Annotated in this window: 18 protein-coding genes; 10 read left to right on the top strand and 8 right to left on the bottom strand. The window is 66.5% G+C overall.

What is annotated here, in order from left to right; genetic code table 11:
* Positions 1–51: 51 nt before the first annotated feature.
* The 6 genes from csgH to G3O00_RS28165 all read right to left on the bottom strand — a co-directional run bounded on the left by csgH (position 52) and on the right by G3O00_RS28165 (position 4,520).
* A complete protein-coding gene (gene csgH, locus G3O00_RS28190) occupies positions 52–372 on the bottom strand; it encodes a curli-like amyloid fiber formation chaperone CsgH (RefSeq protein ID WP_174934288.1) in 321 nt (106 codons plus the stop codon).
* Positions 373–443: 71 nt separating this feature from the next.
* On the bottom strand, positions 444–1,817 hold the full coding sequence (locus tag G3O00_RS28185) for a hypothetical protein (RefSeq protein ID WP_206144966.1): 1,374 nt from the start codon (positions 1,815–1,817) through the stop codon (positions 444–446).
* Between the two features lie 132 nt (positions 1,818–1,949).
* The gene (locus G3O00_RS28180; RefSeq protein ID WP_011356181.1) at positions 1,950–2,492 is read right to left on the bottom strand and encodes a hypothetical protein; all 543 of its coding nucleotides are present in this window, start codon (positions 2,490–2,492) and stop codon (positions 1,950–1,952) included.
* Between the two features lie 29 nt (positions 2,493–2,521).
* Complete coding sequence (locus G3O00_RS28175; protein WP_011356180.1) at positions 2,522–3,460, bottom strand: CsgG/HfaB family protein; 939 nt, start codon at positions 3,458–3,460, stop codon at positions 2,522–2,524.
* Positions 3,461–3,485: 25 nt separating this feature from the next.
* A complete protein-coding gene (locus tag G3O00_RS28170; RefSeq protein ID WP_241025366.1) occupies positions 3,486–3,908 on the bottom strand; it encodes a curli assembly protein CsgF in 423 nt (140 codons plus the stop codon).
* 45 nt (positions 3,909–3,953) lie between these two features.
* Entirely contained in the window at positions 3,954–4,520 is a 567-nt protein-coding gene (locus G3O00_RS28165) for a CsgE family curli-type amyloid fiber assembly protein (RefSeq protein ID WP_206144964.1), read from the bottom strand.
* A gap of 498 nt (positions 4,521–5,018) precedes the next feature.
* Here G3O00_RS28165 and G3O00_RS28160 point away from each other — a divergent pair, with 498 nt between their 5' ends.
* The 7 genes from G3O00_RS28160 (at position 5,019) to G3O00_RS28130 (ending at position 13,048) form a co-directional block, all read left to right on the top strand.
* Positions 5,019–5,738, top strand: coding sequence for an SDR family oxidoreductase (locus G3O00_RS28160; RefSeq protein ID WP_206144963.1), 720 nt, complete (start codon positions 5,019–5,021; stop codon positions 5,736–5,738).
* 209 nt (positions 5,739–5,947) lie between these two features.
* A complete protein-coding gene (locus G3O00_RS28155; RefSeq protein WP_206144962.1) occupies positions 5,948–7,906 on the top strand; it encodes an arylsulfatase in 1,959 nt (652 codons plus the stop codon).
* Between the two features lie 16 nt (positions 7,907–7,922).
* Entirely contained in the window at positions 7,923–8,972 is a 1,050-nt protein-coding gene (locus G3O00_RS28150) for a formylglycine-generating enzyme family protein (protein WP_206144961.1), read from the top strand.
* The gene (locus G3O00_RS28145; protein WP_206144960.1) at positions 8,969–9,778 is read left to right on the top strand and encodes a MetQ/NlpA family lipoprotein; all 810 of its coding nucleotides are present in this window, start codon (positions 8,969–8,971) and stop codon (positions 9,776–9,778) included. Before G3O00_RS28150 ends, G3O00_RS28145 begins: the two co-directional genes overlap by 4 nt.
* The gene (locus tag G3O00_RS28140; RefSeq protein WP_206144959.1) at positions 9,772–10,758 is read left to right on the top strand and encodes a YkgJ family cysteine cluster protein; all 987 of its coding nucleotides are present in this window, start codon (positions 9,772–9,774) and stop codon (positions 10,756–10,758) included. Before G3O00_RS28145 ends, G3O00_RS28140 begins: the two co-directional genes overlap by 7 nt.
* 65 nt (positions 10,759–10,823) lie before the next feature.
* The gene (locus tag G3O00_RS28135; protein ID WP_089474189.1) at positions 10,824–11,150 is read left to right on the top strand and encodes an antibiotic biosynthesis monooxygenase; all 327 of its coding nucleotides are present in this window, start codon (positions 10,824–10,826) and stop codon (positions 11,148–11,150) included.
* A 197-nt stretch (positions 11,151–11,347) separates the two neighbouring features.
* The gene (locus G3O00_RS28130) at positions 11,348–13,048 is read left to right on the top strand and encodes a hypothetical protein (protein WP_206144958.1); all 1,701 of its coding nucleotides are present in this window, start codon (positions 11,348–11,350) and stop codon (positions 13,046–13,048) included.
* 91 nt (positions 13,049–13,139) lie between these two features.
* On the opposite strand, the gene G3O00_RS28125 is transcribed toward G3O00_RS28130, so the two are convergent.
* Both G3O00_RS28125 and G3O00_RS28120 read right to left on the bottom strand, forming a co-directional pair.
* Positions 13,140–14,078: a hypothetical protein gene (locus G3O00_RS28125; RefSeq protein WP_206144957.1), complete on the bottom strand. Its 939-nt coding sequence runs from the start codon at positions 14,076–14,078 to the stop codon at positions 13,140–13,142.
* 168 nt (positions 14,079–14,246) lie between these two features.
* Positions 14,247–15,179 (bottom strand): LysR family transcriptional regulator, encoded by a 933-nt coding sequence (locus G3O00_RS28120; RefSeq protein ID WP_011356169.1) that lies wholly within the window; start codon positions 15,177–15,179, stop codon positions 14,247–14,249.
* Positions 15,180–15,390: 211 nt separating this feature from the next.
* Between G3O00_RS28120 and G3O00_RS28115 the strand changes: the two genes are divergently transcribed.
* From G3O00_RS28115 to G3O00_RS28105, 3 genes are all read left to right on the top strand, one after another.
* Positions 15,391–16,164, top strand: a complete 774-nt coding sequence (locus G3O00_RS28115) for a putative hydro-lyase (RefSeq protein ID WP_011356168.1) — start codon at positions 15,391–15,393, stop codon at positions 16,162–16,164.
* Positions 16,165–16,242: 78 nt separating this feature from the next.
* Entirely contained in the window at positions 16,243–17,541 is a 1,299-nt protein-coding gene (locus tag G3O00_RS28110) for an MFS transporter (protein WP_011356167.1), read from the top strand.
* A gap of 119 nt (positions 17,542–17,660) precedes the next feature.
* The coding region (locus G3O00_RS28105) for a hydantoinase/oxoprolinase N-terminal domain-containing protein (protein WP_277399326.1) at positions 17,661–18,722 on the top strand (1,062 nt) is incomplete at its 3' end.

The raw sequence follows: 18,722 nt of genomic DNA, 5'->3' as shown, positions 1-18,722 counted from the left end.
GCCGCCGACGCGTGCCCGGCATGCGGCGTGACGCGCCGGCGCCGCACCGGTTCAATTCGACGCCCGGTGCGGATTGCAGTCCACCGAATACTCCGCGTGCTCGCCATTGACGTGCAGCACCAGCGTCGCCTTGCAGATATCGCCCGAATCGACGCTCAGCCGCAGCGTCGCGAGCGGCCGATCCTCGCCGCCGGCGAGTCGCGATTCGCCGGAGCGCGTCAGCGAGGCCGAGCCGGCGCCGCCGGTTTTGGTAATGCGCAGACTGTACGACACGTCGACCGGCGCGGCCGCCTGCACGTGCGGCACGATGTTCACGCCGCCGGCACTGGCGGCGATGTCGAAATAGGCGTTGAGATCGTGAATGCCAACCATGATCGTCCCCTGTCGAATGAAAAAAAGGCCGAACGGGCAACCGTCCGGCCTTTTCGTGACACCGGCGGTGCTTAGTGCTGCTTGAGCGAAACGGTGTTGTAGGCGCCGTTCTGGTTGATGCTCGCGTAGTTCGCGTTGCCTTGCTGTACCAGCGTGGCGTTGTTGAAGTAGCCGTTCTGCGTCACGTAGCCCTGGTTGCCCGAGCCCGACACTTGCGATGCGTTGATGATGTTGAAGCCACCGGCCTGCGAGAGGCTCAGCACGTCATCCGCACCCGTCTGCGACGCATTGACGTAGTTGCCGATGTCGCCCGACTGGCTCACCGTCGTCGACGAGCCCGATGCCGTTTGCGCCACAGACGCCTGGTTGTCCGCCGAAGCCTGCGTGATGGATGCCGACGAACCGGCCGAGTTGTTTTGCGAGATCGACGCCGTGTTGAACGCGGCCGTTTGCGTGATGGACGCGCTGTTGCCGTAGCCGAACTGCTGCGTGATCGTCGCGTTGTTCGACGCTGCCGACTGGTTGATCGTCGCGTTGTCGCCGAACTCGAACCATTGATTGACCGTCGCGTTGTTGCCGTCGGCGGTCTGCGTGATCGACGTCGTGTTGCCGGTCGCCGCGATCTGGTTCACCGTCGCGTTGTTGCCGTTCACGCCACCCGATTGCGAGATCGTCGTGTTGTTGCCGCCGCCGAACCACGAGCTCACGGTGGCGGTTTCGGTGCCGCTCTGGGTCGTCGTGACCTGGTCGCCACTTTCGGCGAACTGCGTCACGCTGGCGTTGGTCGTGCCGCCCGTTTGCGTGATCGACGTCGCGTTCCCGCCGGCCCAGGTCGTCTGGACGTTCGCGGTGCCGTTGTTGCCGGTCTGCGTGATGCCGACGGTGTTGCCGGTCGTGTCCGCCTGCGTCACGGTCGCGTTGTTGCCGATCGCCGACTGGCTCGGCGTGCCCTGGTTGATCGTCACGGTGTTCCAGCCGCCGCCCGATTGCGAAATCGACGCGCTATCGATATAGCTGTACTGGTTGATCGTGTTGGTGTCGTATTGCGGGCCGCCGGTGTAAACCGACGCCGATTGCGTGATGGTCGCCGAGAAATCGCCGCCACCCGATTGCGTCACGTAGTTCCGCTCGTTCGACGTGTTCGTCTGCGACACGTTCACGCTCGAATACGGCTGCGCCCACCAGGAGTTCTGCTGGATCACGGTCGTGTCGCCGCTACCGCCCTGCGTCGTCACGTTGGCGACGAACCCGTAGCGGGGATCGTTGCCGGCTGCCGACTGGTTGATCGTCACCGAATCACCGCTCGTCGCCGTCTGTTCGACGGTTGCCGAGTTGAAGTTGCCGGATTGTCCGATGTTCACGTTGTTCCCCGACGAATCGGCCTGTGCGGCAGCCGATGCGAGCATCAGCACTGCGATTGCGATTGCAGACTTGGTCACCTTCATTTGTTGCTCCTGATTCGAAAGAAAATTCGCCGGAAAAGTCGATCTTTTGCCGGCACCCCCGCCAATTGAGGACGCTCTCACGTCCCACACCTCACACCACTTCAAGCAAAGCACTTGCAAACCGCGTAACCGTTACCGCGTCACCACCGTGGCGCGCGCGCCGTTGCCGGTCTGGATCACCTGGATGCCGGTGTTCGATCCGCCCTGCACGATGTTCACCGCGTTGTTGATGCCGTTCTGCGTGACGCGCGCCGACAGCGACGTGCCGACCTGCGTCGATTCGACCGAATTGCCGACACCGTTCTGTTGCACCTGCAACGTGTTGCCGTTGCCGCGCTGGGTCGCATTCAACGTGTTGCCCAGACCGACCTGCGACGCCGCGATCCAGTTCTGCGCACCGGTCTGCCGCGCGACGATCGCGTTGCCGTCGCCGGCCTGCCAGATCAGCGCACCGTTGTGGCCCGCCTGGTCGAGCGATGCGTTATTGCCGACGCCGCTCTGCCGGACCGCGACGATGTTGCCGCTGTAGTCGAACGCGGGTTCCGGCGGGCCGAGGTCGTTGAGCGGCACGGGTGCCGCCGACGCCGCCTGCATGGCTGCTGCTGCCCCCACGATCGCGAGCACCCGCCGCATCGCGCGGGCGCGCCCGTTCCGATCACGCTGTCGATTCATCATGTTTTCTCCGCTGGCCGGCGTGATGCCGGTTAATGAGTGGACGCAGCCGAACGATCGATCTTCTGCGGGTCGTACGCGGTGTTCGCGTCCTCCATGTCCTGCGCGTATTTCCGGTCTTCCTGCAGATACCGCTGCATCGTCGGGTCGTACCAGTCCTGGTCGTTCTTCAGCACCCAGGTCTGGTTCGCGACGCCCTGGACGATCAGGTGGGTGAGCGCCGATTCGATCGCTTCGTTGACGCAGATCTGTGCGGGTTCGTTACGCGTCAGCCCGGCTTCCGCCTGCAGCAGGTCCTTGAAGCCGACGAAGCGATAGATGCCCGTGTCGACCTGATAGGAGTAGACGGTCTTGGTCGTCGACACGCTGTTGAGCACCTGGCCCGTGCGGATGTCGATCGCACGCAGGTTGACGGTGACCTGGTCGATCCGGTACTGCGTCGATCCGCTGATCCCGAGGTAGGCGACGCCGGCCCCGCCGGTCCGGACGTTCGTGTCGTAGCCGACGATGCCGCCCTCGAGCACGATGTTCGCGGGCATCAGCGGCGCCATCGCGTCGTTCTGCGCCTTCTTCGCATCCGAGCCGTCGGTGGCGCGCATGATCTTGCGTTCGGTCAGCAGATCCTGCAGGTTCTCGCGTTCCACCGGCGTGAACCAGCCGGAGTCGCGCATCGCCTTGACGAGGAACGACGCGCCGCCCTGCGTGACCTGCGACGAGAAGGAGCTGTCCGGCGAGGCCTTGTACTGCCCCGTCAGGTCGCGAAAGCCGTACACGGCCGCGACGATCTTGCCCTTCGGCGGCGGGAGGTGCGTGAGGTCGCGCGTGGTGCGCGTCGGCGGCGTCAGCGTCGCGTTGCTCAGTGCCGGCATCGGCCGCGTGACGCAGCCGACCAGCGACAGCAGCAACACCGCGCCCATGGCGATCCGTGTCATCCCCGTGTTGAAGCGTGTGCGTTCAGCATTTTTTTTCATGATTCGCTCAGTCGTTTTTTTCGATTTATTGGCCGTTGCTGACGATGAACGTCGAGGTCGCACCCGTCGTCTTGTCGGTGGTCGTCACTTGCAGGTTGCCGTTGCCGGCCGTACTCACGACGATCGTGAAGTTGCCGGTGCTGATCGTCCCCGGCTTGAGCTCGCCGTTGGTGCCGACGATCGAGTTCGTCACCGAGCCGGCGACGCGCGACAGGATCGCCTGCTGCAGCTGCGCATTGAACTGGTCCAGCGACGACGTGGACGTCGGCGACGAATAGGCCGACAGCGACGGATCCGTGTGCTTGTTCTGCGCATTGGCCTCGTTGAGCAGATTCGGGCCGTTTGCCGGGTTGCCGCCGAAGTTCGGGTTGTTCGGCTGATAAACCAGCGTCGACGACCACGCATACGGCGACACCGCGGTCATCGCGACCAGGGCGATCAAGCTCAATCTGATTCGATTCATTTTCCCTAACCCCTGTTTTTGATTAATCGACTAAATCTCGTCTTTGGCCAGATCCGAATCGGGAAACAACAAATTCGACAGATCGTCCTGAATGACGGTTTGAAAGGAAATATTGGCGGCGCTTTCCGCCACGGCCTTGACGTTTGCCCGTGCGATCGGCAGGAAGGTCTGGAATACGCGTTTTTGCTGGAATTCGACCCAGATCAGGCTGCCGTATCGCCCGGACGGGCGTTCGTGAATGGCGACCATGTAGCGCTCGCTCAGCGGGATTTCCGACCACGTCTGCGAGAAGTAGGTATAGAAATCGCGGCCGGCGAGCGTCACGGCATCGGTCGTGACCGTGCCGCCGAGCTGGTCTTCCGGAAGGGCATGGCGGGCGGCGGCCTGGGGGCCGGCCGACGCGGCGCCGGTGGCCGGCTTCGCTGTGGCCGGGCCCGCGCCGGGCGCGGGCTTCGGTGCTTCGAGGACGCGTTCGGCGTTCAGCAGCGTCGAGGGCGGCGCAATCGGATGTCCGCCGTTCGCCGCGGCGGCAGGGGCCACGTCGACGGTGTCTTGTGCCAGTGCGTGTGCCGTCGCGAATAGCGACAGGCACGTCACGGCCCCCCAGGCCAATCGCCTGCTTGCGCTCGATACCATTTCCCCGACCCCGGAATCATTTGTACGAAATAAGGTGCCGCCCGATTTTCGGGTTATTCGTTCCTGGTCGAACGCGGCACATGGTGGGGGGAGTCAGCAAGAGGCATGCCTGCCGCTGTTTTAAACGGTTTATATTTTTAAGTCATTATTCGTCTAATTTTTGGATGCCGTGTTTCTTTCACGTAAAACGTTTGCGAGTTCGATATTCATTAACAAACTTTCTTTTATAAATGGAGCATTACAATTAAATCAGACGATATTTCCGGAAAATCGTGATTTGGAAATTCCTGGCGATGCTGATCGAAGAAAACGTAACGTGTTGCTACGGGTTCGCCCGTAACGACACGACGTAACGTCCCGTTACGCACGTAGAATCGTCCGACGAAAGTGCAGGTTCCGGGCTTCCGCTCCGGAAACATCTCTCCACGCTATTCACATGAACGGACTTCGGGAGCACGAATGTCATCTCGCACCTATCTCGTCACCGGCGCATCGCGCGGCATCGGCCTCGCGGTCAGCACGTTGCTCGCCCGGCGCGGTCATCACGTCATCGGCCTTGCGCGTCACGCGCAGGGCATCGACTTCCCCGGCGCATTGCTCGCGTGCGATCTCGCCGACATCGAGCAGACGGCGGCCACCCTGGCACGCATCAGCGAGCAGCACGATGTAGACGGCATCGTGAACAACGCGGGCATCGTGTTGCCGCAGCCGCTGGGGCAGATTGATTTCCTGTCGCTGCAGACCGTGTTCGATCTCAACGTGCGGGCCGCGATCCAGGTCACGCAGCATTTCGCGGATGCGATGAAGGCACGCGGCCACGGACGCATCGTCAACATCTGCAGCCGCGCGATTTTCGGCAGCCTCGATCGCACCGCGTATTCCGCCGCGAAGAGTGCGCTCGTCGGCTGCACGCGCACGTGGGCGCTTGAACTCGCCGAACACGGCGTGACCGTCAACGCGGTTGCGCCGGGCCCGATCGAGACGGAGCTGTTCCGGCAGACGCGGCCCGTCGGCAGCGAAGCCGAGCGCAAGGTGCTCGCGACGATCCCCGCGCGCCGGCTCGGCACGTCCGACGACGTGGCCGCGGCGATTGCATTCTTCCTGTCGGACGAGGCGGGCTTCGTCACGGGGCAGGTGCTGGCCGTGGACGGTGGCGGCAGTCTCGGCGGGCGCAGTTGAAGCCGACGTCGACGCATCGGGCGCCGGACGCGGCGCCCGGCAGCGCCGGTTTCGCGCGCTTTGCGGGCGCGCACATGCGTGTGCGCTGATGGCGGACATTCTGCTGGCACGCATATTCCGCCACCCCGTTAGCATGTGACGAATCGGACTTTGGGTGCCGCGCGCGCGGCGCTAAGATCGCCGATCCCGTAGATCGAGCGTTCAGAACAATGAAAAAGTCCGCGTCGCCGTTACATGCTTTTCGTTTCCGTGCCGTCTGCGCCGCGATTGCCGGTGCGCTGTCGCTCGCATCGTGCGGCGGCGTCGACAGCGATCCGCCGCCGTCACCCATCAGCACCACGCCGCCGCTGGCTCAGAAGCGCCCGAACATCCTGTACATCATGGCCGACGATCTCGGCTATTCCGACATCCATGCATTCGGCGGCGAGATCAACACGCCGAACCTCGACGCGCTCGTCGCGTCGGGCCGCATCCTGTCGAACCATCACACGGGCACCGTCTGCGCGATCACGCGCGCGATGCTGGTGTCCGGCACCGACCACCATCTCGTCGGCGAAGGCACGATGGGCGTGCCGACCGACGAACGGCGCGGGCTGCCCGGTTACGAGGGCTACCTGAACGATCGTGCATTGTCGTTCGCACAACTATTGAAGGATGCCGGCTATCACACGTACATCGCGGGCAAGTGGCACATCGGCTCGGGGATCGTCGGCAGCGCGACGGGCAGCGGGCAGACGCCGGACCAGTGGGGCTTCGAGCGCAGCTACGTGCTGCTCGGCGGCGCGGCGACGAACCACTTCGCGCACGAGCCGGCCGGCTCGTCGAACTACACGGAAGACGGCCGCTACGTGCAGCCTGGCCAGCCCGGACAGCCGGGCGGCACGGGCGGCAGCCCGGCCGTGTTCTATTCGACCGATTTCTATACGCAGAAGCTGATCTCGTACATCGATTCGAACCAGCGCGACGGCAAGCCGTTCTTCGCGTACGCGGCCTTCACGTCGCCGCACTGGCCGCTGCAGGTACCCGATCCGTGGCTGCACAAGTACGCGGGCGTGTACGACGCCGGCTACGACGCGATCCGCAACGCGCGGATCGCGCGGCAGAAGGCGCTCGGCCTGATCCCCGCCGATTTCAAGCCGTTCGACGGCCTGCCGGAAACGACGGCCGCGTCGCCCGCGACCGCGAACAACGGCACGGCCGCCGCGAAATACATCAGCGCGGTGCATTCGACCGCGGACGGCTACAGCGACTACGGCCCCGGCAAGGTCGACAAGCTGTGGTCGAGCCTGTCGCCGGCCGAGCGCAAGGCGCAGGCGCGCTACATGGAGATCTATGCGGGGATGGTCGAGAACCTCGACTACAACATCGGCCTGCTGATCCAGCACCTGAAGGACATCGGCGAATACGACAACACGTTCATCATGTTCCAGTCGGACAACGGGGCGGAAGGCTGGCCGATCGACGGCGGCGCCGACCCGACGGCGACCGATACCGCGAACGGGCAGGACCCGATCTATTCGACGCTCGGCACCGACAACGGCAAGCAGAACGCACAGCGCCTGCAGTACGGGTTGCGCTGGGCCGAAGTGAGCGCGTCGCCGTTCCGGCTCACGAAGGGGTATTCCGCTGAAGGCGGTGTATCGACGCCGACGATCGTGCGCCTGCCGGGCCAGACGCAGCAGTTGCCGACGCTGCGCGCCTTCACGCACGTGACCGACAACACGGCGACGTTCCTCGCGGTCGCGGGCGTCACGCCGCCGTCGCAGCCGGCGCCGCCGCTCGTCAACACACTCACGGGTGTCGACCAGAACAAGGGCAAGGTCGTCTACAACAACCGCTACGTGTATCCGGTCACCGGCCAGTCGCTGCTGCCGGTGCTGACGGGCACGGCGACGGGCGAAGTGCATACCGCGCCGTTCGGCGACGAAGCCTACGGCCGTGCGTACCTGCGCAGCGCCGACGGCCGCTGGAAGGCCTTGTGGACCGAGCCGCCGCTCGGGCCGCTCGACGGTCACTGGCAGCTGTACGACCTCGCGTCGGATCGCGGCGAGACGACCGACGTGTCCGCGCAGAACCCGTCGGTGATCAGCACGCTCGTCGACCAGTGGAAGACCTACATGAGCAACGTCGGCGGGGTCGAACCGCTGCGTCCGCGCGGCTACTACTGAACCCGGGAGCGACACGATGCGGTTCCGGTTCTGGACGATCGGCGCGGCGCTGGCCGCCACGCTGTTCGCCACCGCGTTCGCGGCCGGCTATGCGAATCCCGTTGCACCGGCGGGCGACGCATTCGACGACGCGAATCACGGCCGCGCGCTCGCGCCGCTCGGCACGGAGCGGCAGTGCGTGCGCTATTCGGGGCTGCCGGCCAAGTGGCGCGACGACCCGAAGGCCGGGATGGTGCACTTGCGCGGCGGCGCGTTCGTGTTCGGCAGCACGCGCGGCTATGCGGACGAGCGCCCGATCGGTGACGGCCGTACGCGTGTCGGCGGGTTCTGGATCGACCAGACCGACGTGACGATCGCGCAGTTCGCCGCGTTCGTGGAGGCGACCGGCTACGTGACCGAGGCGGAGCAGCAGGATGGGGCGGCCGTGTTCCATGTGCCGACGCGCGACGAGATGAACGCGCGCGACCTGGCGTGGTGGTCGTGGGTGAAGGGCGCATCGTGGCGTCATCCGCGCGGGCCGGGCAGCGGTGTCGACGGGCTCGGCAACCTGCCCGTCACGCTCGTGACGCAGCGCGATGCGCTCGCGTATGCGCGCTGGCTCGGCCGCGACCTGCCGACCGAGGCCGAATGGGAATACGCGGGCAAGGCCGGTCGCGACGATGCATCGCTCGACGCGGCGCCGCGCGATGCGCAGGGCAAGCCGGCCGCGAACTACTGGCAGGGCGTGTTCCCGGTGCTCGACACGGCCGAGGACGGTCATGCGGGGCTCGCGCCGGTCGGCTGCTACGCGGCGAACGGGTTCCGGCTCTACGACATGATCGGCAACGCATGGGAATGGACCAAGGACGCGTACACGGGCCCGCACCAGTCGCACACGAACGGCGACACGGCGGCCGTCGCGCCGCCGACGCGCCGGCACGATACGCCGATGGTCATCAAGGGCGGCTCGTTCCTGTGCTCGCGCGATTACTGCGTGCGCTATCGCGCGTCGTCGCGCGAACAGCAGGAAGCCGATCTCGGCGCGTCGCATATCGGGTTTCGCACGATTCTGAGGGATGCATCATGAAGCGCGTCATGGGTTGGGTGGGCGCGTGGCTGATCGTTGCGTGCGCGGTCGGTCATTCGGGTTTGACCGCTGCCGCCGAATCGGCCGCACCGGCGGTGCGCGTCGGCGTGACGCGCGGTGTACATGCGCAGATCCTGGACGAAGTGAAGCGGGTCGCCGCATCGCGAGGATTCGGCATCGACGTGGTCGAGTTCGACGATGCATCGCGCATCGACGCGGCGCTGGCCGACGGCCAGATTGACGCGGCCAGCTTCGAGGATGCGCAACAGCTTGCCGCGACGCGCGCGCAGAAACGCTACGCGCTGACCGGCATCGCGCCGACCGTCACGTTGCCGATGGCTTTTTATTCGCGCAAATTGAAGAACCTGAACGAACTGCAGCCCGGTGCGACGGTTGCGATTCCCGCCGATTCGCGCGGGATGGCGCGCGCGCTCGTGCTGCTGCAGAACGATACGCTGGTGACGCTGCGCGAGCGGGCCGGCCTGCGGGCAACGCTGCGCGACGTGACCGGCAACCGGCTCGGGCTGAAGCTCGTCGCGCTGCGGCGCGATCGCCTCTACGCGGCGCTCGATACGGCCGCGTTCGTCGCGATCGACAGCGACGATGCCGTGCGTGCCGGGCTGCAACCCGCGCGCGACAGCATCAGCATCGAGGATGCGCGCTCGCCGTATGCGAATGTGCTGACGGTGCGCGATGCCGATCGCGCGAAGCCGTGGGTGACGCAGCTCGTCGCCGCGTACCACTCGGACGACGTCGCGCGTTTCATCCTCACGCGCTACCAGGATTCGGTGCGGCGGCCGTGGTAGACACTTACCTGCTCGCGTGCAACGCCTGCGGACGCTGCTGCAACAGCGCACCGACGCTGTCGTTGCGCGAACTGTTCCGGCATCGGCATCGCTTCGTCGGTGCGCTGACGATCCGTCGCGTGCCGACGCGGCGCATCGGCGAGCGTTGGCGTGCGGGCGGCCGCGAGCACGCGCTCGATGCGGACGACGTCGCGGCGTCCGACGCGCTGGCGGCGCGGTTGCTTCATCGCACCGGTGGCGCCGGGAACGAATGGATCGCGCTGACGCTGCAGGGCTACGACTATCCGTCGCTCGGCCGGTGCGCGGCGCTGGCCGACGACGGACGCTGCAGCGTGCACGCGGACAAGCCGTCGATCTGCCGCGCGGTGCCGCTCGATCCGATGCTGCCCGACCGCTTGCAGTCCCGCGTGCTGGCCGCGCGGCGCGACGATGCGGGATGGCTCGGCGCGAACTGCATCGTCGAAGCAGGGGCCCCACACGCTGCCGTCGAGTCATCATTTCCCATTCCGCTGGTGACGGCCGGGCAGGTCTCGGACCGTGCGGCACTCGACGCACATCGTGACGCGCTCGCGTTCGAGCGCGCGGTGTGGCGTGATGCGGTGTTCGCATCGTTGACCGATGGCGGGCAGGACGTGCGGCATGCGCTGTCGCGGCTTGCGCCCGGCGGCTACCTGACCGTGTCGATCGTGCCGGTGCTGCTGGCCGTGGCATCGGTATCCGCGCATTGCCGCGCGCTGTGTCTGACGTTCATCGACGCGCAACTCGCGTTGATCGGTGTGAACATCGAAGCAGCACTCGCGCGCCGGCATGCCGACGACCGGCCCGCGACGCGCGAATTGCGCGGCTTCGCTCAGGCGCTTGAACGTGCGCGGCACGCACTGGCTGCGATGCCGGCGCCCCCGGCCGGCCTGCGTGACGACGCACCGCGCATCGATGCGTGGCTCGCCGACCGGCTCGATCTCGATACGCTCGCCGCCTGACAATCCCGAAACATTGCACGTGCCTTACAATCGGCGCTCTTTCAATCGCTTTCGATGGAGCGGGCATGTACGCGTCGACCTTCATTTTCCGTGCCGGGCAATACGACGACGAATTCCACCGGCTCGACCGGCAGATCGCCGACATGGCGCGCGCGACCCCCGGCTATCTCGGCGAGGAGACGTGGGAGAACGCCGAATCGGGGCTGATCCAGAACGTCTACTACTGGGAGTCGGAGGCGGCGCTGCAGCAGCTGATGCAGCACCCGGCGCATCTCGAGGCGAAGACGAAACAGGCGCGCTGGCTGGACGGCTATCGCGTGGTGATTTCGAAAGTGTTGCGCGAGTATGGCGACGGCAAGCTCGCGCAGCCGCATGCAGGCCAATCCGCCTGAATGGCTGTCTGATTCATTTCTTTCGTATTACGGATTAATAACAAGGCACTGCACCAGGAAACCCGCATACGCAAGCGGGTTTCCGTGACATCGCGTGCAATCAATTCTTCATCAAGCATGGCTAAGGTGGCGGGGCTTCACGTCGTCAGTCTGTCCACCAACAACGTCCTCACTCGATGTCGTACGGAGCCTTGTCCATGCCGAATTTCGCCTTGTCCGCGAAGCGCCGCCGCGCGCTGCGCGATCGTACCGTTCCTGTCTTTGCACTGACGCTGATCGCCGCGAGTATCGGCGCGCAGGCCGCCCCGCATGACAACGACGGCGACAGCCGTTTTACGCCGGGCTTCGTGCCGGGCTTCCTGGTCCTCAGCCGCAGCGTGTACGACAACGTGTCGGGCAACGTGCAGCCCGGCGCGATCCTGCCGCCGAACTGCGCGAAGACCACCGGCGGTTGCGGCACGGCATCCGGCGCGCCGAACGACGGCACCTATCCGTACGTGTGGAACAACGATCGCTACGACGGCAGCTTCGGCATCACGTCGCGCATCTTCCTCGATCAGATCACGCCGGCCGGCGGTGTCGTCAGCACGCTCGAAGTGCCGAACAGCCTGCAGAAGGGCTTCGCGCACGGCCAGATGGTGACGAGCTTCAGCTCGAAGTCGGAGCTCGGCCTGCACCTGTCGCTCGACGGCAGCTACCTGACATTCATGGGTTATGTCGCGCCGGTCAACACGATCGACGTGTCTAACTCGAACACGCCGCTCGCGGTCGATACGACGAACCCGGACGGGCAGAACTTCTACCGCGCGATCGCGCGCATCGATCGCCACGGGCATTTCCGCTTCACCGAGACGAATGCGTACAGCGGCAACAACGGCCGCGCGGCGATCCTGAACAATCGCGACGGCCGCGAGATCTACTACACGTCGGGCAACGCCGGCAACGGCTCGAACCCGCAGCCGGACAACGTGATTCTCGGCGCGGGCGCACAGCTCATCGACGGCGCGAAGCATCACGAAGCACAGCAGGATCCGGGCGTGCCGACGCCGCTCGCGAGCTTCTCGGTCACGGAACTCGGCGCGAAGGCCGACAAGATCGGCAAGGACGACAACTTCCGCGGCATCGCGGTGCACGACAACGTCGTGTACTACACGAAGGGCAGCGGCGGCAACGGCGTGAACACGGTGTACTTCGTCGATACGACCGGCACGGCTTGCCCGTCGGGCGTCGGCGTGCCGTCGCCGAAGGCCGTGCTGCCGACGGTGCCGCTCGCGTACAACGCCGCCACGTTGCAGACGGCTGGCCTGCCGAACAACATGTGCGTGCTGGCCGGCTTCCCGACCACGCCGAACAAGACCGCGACGACGCTCTCCTATCCGTTCGGGCTCTGGTTCGCCGACGCCAACACGCTGTACGTCGCGGACGAAGGCGACGGCTACACGGGCGGTGCGGACCTGTACACGCATGCCGCTGCGCAGACGACGGCGGGCCTGCAGAAGTGGGTCTACGACGCAGGCACGAAGCAGTGGAAGTTTGCCTATACGCTGCAGAGCGGGTTGAACCTCGGCCAGCCGTATTCGGTCGCGGGCTATCCGGCGGGCAACAACTCGGCGACGGGCTTGCCGTGGGCACCGGCGACGGCCGGCCTGCGCAACCTGACGGGCCGCGTCGAACGCGACGGCACGGTGACGATCTGGGCGATTACGTCGACGGTCAGCGGCAACGGCGATGTCGGTGCGGACCCGAACCGGCTGGTTGCAGTGCGTGACGTGCTGAAGAACACGAGCGCGACGACGGCTGCGCACGAGCAATTCGCCGTGCTGCGGACTGCGAAGTTTGCGGAAGTGCTGCGGGGTATCGAATTCGCGCCGGGGACGGATACGGGGCGGTGGCACTAAAGAAGGTGACCCCGGCTGGCCGATGCCGGGTGACAGGGGCACGGCCGTGAGTCTCAGCGGCCGTGCCCTTCAACTTTGTTGCGGCGACGATTCAGTCGGCGCGTTGCGCTTCATCGTCTTTCGGCTCCACCTGCGCCTGCGCCGCGCGCTGCCAGATCGGGAACATCGCGTTCCTGACCGACGTCTGCGCGTCGATGACCGTGCGGTGATCGATGCCCGGCAGGTCGAGCAGCCGGTCGACCGCCGCTTTCGCGCCGTCGGCGCCCTGCGGGAACCCGCACGCGAACTGCTTGTTCGTATCGAACAGGATCCACCAGACGGACGACCCGTACGGCCCCTGGTCGTTGGTTTCGATCACGACCGCGCCAAGGTCGGACAGCGCGATTCCGTGCGTTGCGCCGTTGTGATCGGTCACGTCGATACGCGTATCGGTCGCGGTCACGGTCCAGTGGCTCGGCGGGACGGGCGAAACGGGCGGTGACGGTGCGGTGTCGAGTCGTGCCGCGCCGCCGGAATCGGCACGCTCGGCGGCCTCCATCGCATCCATCGGATCAATGAAATCCATCGGATCGATCGATGCGGCCGGGGCATCCGGCGCGATCGCCGCCGCTGGCGCGGCGGCATCCTGCTTCCCGCGCCCGCCGATCCACGGCAACGCGGCGCCGCCGATCATTGCTGCCATCCACAGGTAGTACCCGATGCCGAACGCGTGGATCGGCTTGAAGTCCGGGCCGGTCGGGATCGTGTGCCATCCGAGCGCGAACACCACGGCCACCGCAATCAGCGCGGACACGATTCGGTTCGGCTTGATCAGCGCAACGAGCAGCAGCGGGTTGCCGAGCCACGCAAATTGCAGGTCGAGGATTGCGAGCGGGCCGATCGCGAGCACCATATAACCGCGCAGCCAGGTCACGGCGCCAGCCGCATTCGGCGGTTCGGCGGCGACCGGCAGCAGCAGTGACACGACGTACAGCGCGACGATGACGGCGCGCGCGAGGTTCAGGCGAGCGGAAGCGGTGCGAGTCTGCATATTGCCTTCTTGTTGTGCAGGGGCGTGCGAAGCGGTCAATGCCGGACGGCCGTGCCGGCATTCACGACGCGTGGCGGCCACGCGTCGCTGGGGATTGTGGGCGATTCGCGCGGCGATGTCGAATGCGTGCCGGATGCCCGACCTCGCCACCCGCCGGCCCGCACCGCATCAAAGCGCTTCGACCAGCAACCGCTTGCTCTTCTCGCAATACTCGTGACACGCGGCCCGCGCCGCAATCGACGCGCCATGCACGAACCGCGGCGCATCGGCCCGCCGCGACATCGACACGACGATCGACGGCGGCGACGGCTGCAGCGGCAGCTCCACGACTTCACCGCTTTCGATCAACGCATCGACGAACAGCACCGGAATCGCGGCCACGCCGAACCCGTCGCGCACGAGCTGCACGATCACCGAGATCGACGGCGACCCGGTGATGCGCGTGTCCGACAGCGGCACGCCGTGCGCATGCGCGAGCGTGCGGACGATATCTTCCAGCGCACGATGAGGCGCCGTACCACGCCCATAGGTGAGAATCGGCTGGCGCAGCACCTGCCGCGCCAGCCCCGTGCGCGTGTTCGGTAGCAGCCCCGCGCGCGCGATCCAGCGCACCGGATAGTTCGCCAGTGCATCGCATACGACCGACGCCTCGTCGCTGCCTTCCACGCGGATGATCAGGTCGAGCTCGCCCGCCATCAGCCGGCGTTGCAGCACGACGCTGACGTCGACGGTCAGGTCGATCTCGAGCTGCGGATAGTCGGCCGCGAGCCGCCGCATGTAGTGCGGCAGCCAGCTGTGCACGACGGTCTCGATCACGCCGAGCCGCAGCTTGCCGCGCAGTGCGCTCTCGCCGGATGCGGCAGCCTGCAGCTCCTGCGTCGCCTCGACCACGGCTTTCGCATAGCCGAGCAGGTATTCGCCGTTCGGTGTGAGCCGGAATTCGCGGCTGTCGCGGTCGACGAGTACCGTCTGCAGTTCGTCCTCGAGCGCCTTCAGGCGCTGCGAGATCGCGGCCGGCGTCGCGTGCAGCGCGGCGGCCGTCGTGCGGAAGTTGCGCAGCTTCGCGAGCGTGACGAAGGTTTCGAGAAAACGCGTGTTCATGGCGGTCGGACGGAGAGTGGATGCGCACTTTGCCGGTGAGGAAAAGTGAACGGAGCCGGGGAAAACCCCAAGATCCGTTAAGAAATTCTATACACGAAGCGCAAAAAAACTCGTTGGCGGCAAAATTTTTTCTTTTCTATTCTTCGCCGTATCCGATGACACGCCACCGTCATCCCGACGACACACCGATCTGCCACAAGCCTTGACCACCATGACGCCTTCCGAATTCCGCCAGTCCGTGCGCCACGGCGCGTTCCGCGGCCCGACCGCCGGCCACTGCGGCCCGTACGCGCAAGCGAACCTCGCGATCCTGCCCGAAGCGGTCGCGCACGATTTCCTGCGCTTCTGCCAGGCGAACCCGAAAGCCTGCCCGCTGCTGGGCGTCGGCGAACCGGGCGCGTTCCGGGTCGACGCGCTCGGCGAGGATCTCGACATCCGCACCGACGTGCCGAGCTACAACGTCTACCGCGACGGCCGCCTGACCGAACGCGTCGAGTCGCTGGAAGCGCTGTGGCGCGACGATTTCGTCGTGTTCGCGATCGGCTGCTCGTTCTCGTTCGAGGACATGCTGGCCCGCGAAGGGATTGGCTTGCGCCACGTCGAGGAGGGGCGCAACGTGCCGATGTACCGCACGTCGATTCCGAATCGCCGCGCGGGGATCTTCGGCGGCCAGCTCGTCGTGTCGATGCGGCCGATGCGCGGCGCCGACGCGATTCGCGCGGTGCAGATCACGAGCCGGTTTCCGGGCGTGCACGGCGCGCCGATCCATCTCGGCGATCCGCGCGAACTGGGCATCGCCGATCTGAATGCCCCCGAGTTCGGCGACGCGGTGACGATCCGCGACGGCGAGCTGCCGGTGTTCTGGGCGTGCGGTGTGACGCCGCAAACCGCGCTGATGGACGCGAAGCTGCCGATCGCGATCGCGCATACGCCCGGCCACATGCTGATGACCGACATCACGAACGCGTCGCTGGCCGTATTCTGATTTCGGGCGACGACCACCCGCACGACAAACCGCACGCACGATCGCCATTCGACGGCGCATAACGACAGGAGCACCACCATGGAAAGCAAGACCCTCGCGGCGAACGCCGCGGAGCCCGCGAGCCCCGAGCGCAACGGCCTGTTCTCGTGGTACGCGGACGCGCAGCCGCGCGAGCGCCGCGCGTTCTGGAGCTGCAAGGTCGGCTACATGCTCGACGGGATGGACACGCAGATGCTGTCGTTCGTGATCCCGACGCTCGTCGCGACCTGGGGCATCTCGCTCGCGGATGCGGGCTTCATCGGCACGATCACGCTGCTCGCGTCGGCGCTCGGCGGCTGGATCGCCGGGATCCTGTCAGACAGGATCGGCCGCGTGCGCACGCTGCAGCTCACCGTGCTCTGGTTCGCCGTGTTCACCGCGCTGTGCGGGCTCGCGCAGAACTACCACCAGCTGGTCGCGGCGCGCGCACTGATGGGCTTCGGCTTCGGCGGCGAATGGACGGCCGGCGCGGTGCTGATCGGCGAGGTGATCCGCGCGCGCGACCGCGGCAAGGCGGTCGGCCTCGTGCAGTCGGGCTGGGCGATCGGCTGGGGGCTGTGCGCGCTGCTGTATGCGCTGCTGTTCTCGGTGCTGCCGGCCGAGCAGGCGTGGCGCGCGCTGTTCCTCGTCGGCCTCGCGCCCGCGCTGCTGGTCGTCGCGATCCGCCGCTACGTGAAGGAGCCGGACGTCTACGAGAAGGAGAAGGCCGCGCAGGCGAAAGTGGCCGATGCGCCGCGCCTCACCGAGATCTTCGCGCCGAAGCTGATCACGACGACGCTGCGCGCGGCGCTGCTGACAACGGGCGCGCAGGGCGGCTACTACGCGATCACGACGTGGCTGCCGACCTTCTTGAAGACCGAGCGGCACCTCACGGTGATGGGCACCGGCGGCTATCTCGCGATGATCATCTTCGGCTCGTGGGTCGGCTACCTGACGAGCGCGTACCTGACCGACCGCCTTGGCCGCAAGCCGAACTTCATCCTGTTCGCGGTCGGCTCGATGGTGATCGCGTTCGCGTACACGTCGCTGAACCTGACCAACGCGTCGATGCTGTGGCTCGGCTTCCCGCTCGGCTTCTTCGCATCGGGCATCTTCTCGGGGATGGGCGCGTTCCTCACCGAACTGTTCCCGACCCGCGTGCGCGGCTCCGGCCAGGGCTTCTGCTACAACGTGGGCCGCGCGATCGGTGCGCTGTTCCCGTTCCTGATCGGCGCGCTGTCCAAGCAATACGGGCTCGGCATGAGCATCGGCATCTTCGCGGTCGCCGCGTACGGCGTGGTGATCGTCGCCGCGCTGACGCTGCCCGAGACACGCGGCCGCGAACTCGACGCCGCGTAAGCGGCGGGGCGCTCCGCCCTTCGTTTTCTTCCCCTTTGGCCGACCCCGTGACATGGCGCGCGACGCGCGCCGTGCGGCGGCGCTCGTCCTACGATTCCACGACGCATCGACCCGACATCATGACTGACCGACACCTTTCCCCCGTTCCCTCCGACGCCGCACGCTGGCAATTCTGGATCGACCGCGGCGGCACGTTCACCGACATCGTCGCGCGCCGGCCCGACGGCACGCTCGTCACGCACAAGCTGCTGTCGGAGAACCCCGAGCAGTACCGCGACGCGGCCGTGGCCGGGATCCGCCACCTGCTCGGCCTCGCGGCCGGCGAGCCGATCACGCCCGCGCGCGTCGACATGGTGAAGATGGGCACGACGGTCGCGACCAACGCGTTGCTCGAACGCAAGGGCGAACGCACGGCGCTCGCGACGACGCGCGGCTTCCGCGACGTGCTGCGCATCGCGTACCAGAACCGGCCGAAGCTGTTCGATCTCGACATCGTGCTGCCCGACGCGCTGTACGAGACCGTCGTCGAGATCGACGAACGCATCGGCGCGCACGGCGACATCGTCGTGCCGTTCGATGCGCAAGGCGCCGAAGCATCGCTGCGCCGCGTGTTCGACTCGGGCGTGCGTGCGCTCGCGATCGTGCTGATCCACGGCTATCGCTACACCGCGCACGAACGCGCGCTGGCGGACCTGGCGCGCCGCATCGGCTTCACGCAGGTGTCGGTGTCGCACGAGGTGTCGCCGTTGATGAAGATGGTGTCGCGCGGCGACACGACCGTCGTCGACGCGTACCTGTCGCCGATCCTGCGCCGCTATGTCGAGCAGGTCGCGCACGAGATGCCGGGCGTGAACCTGCAGTTCATGCAGAGCAGCGGCGGGCTGACGCGCGCCGATGCATTCCAGGGCAAGGACGCGATCCTGTCGGGCCCGGCCGGCGGCATCGTCGGGATGGTGCGCGCCGCGCAGGCGGCCGGCTTCGCGCGCGTGATCGGCTTCGACATGGGCGGCACGTCGACCGACGTGTCGCACTACCACGGCGAGTTCGAGCGCGTGTTCGAGACGCAGGTGGCCGGCGTGCGGATGCGCGCGCCGATGATGAGCATCCATACGGTGGCCGCGGGCGGCGGCTCGGTGCTCGGCTTCGACGGCGCGCGGCTGCGCGTCGGGCCCGAATCGGCA

It is taken from the genome of Burkholderia sp. Ac-20384 (assembly GCF_017104605.1).
Classification (GTDB): Bacteria; Pseudomonadota; Gammaproteobacteria; order Burkholderiales; family Burkholderiaceae; genus Burkholderia; species Burkholderia lata.
Note: the sequence above shows the minus strand (reverse complement) of the source record. Positions and strands in the feature narration are given on the sequence as shown.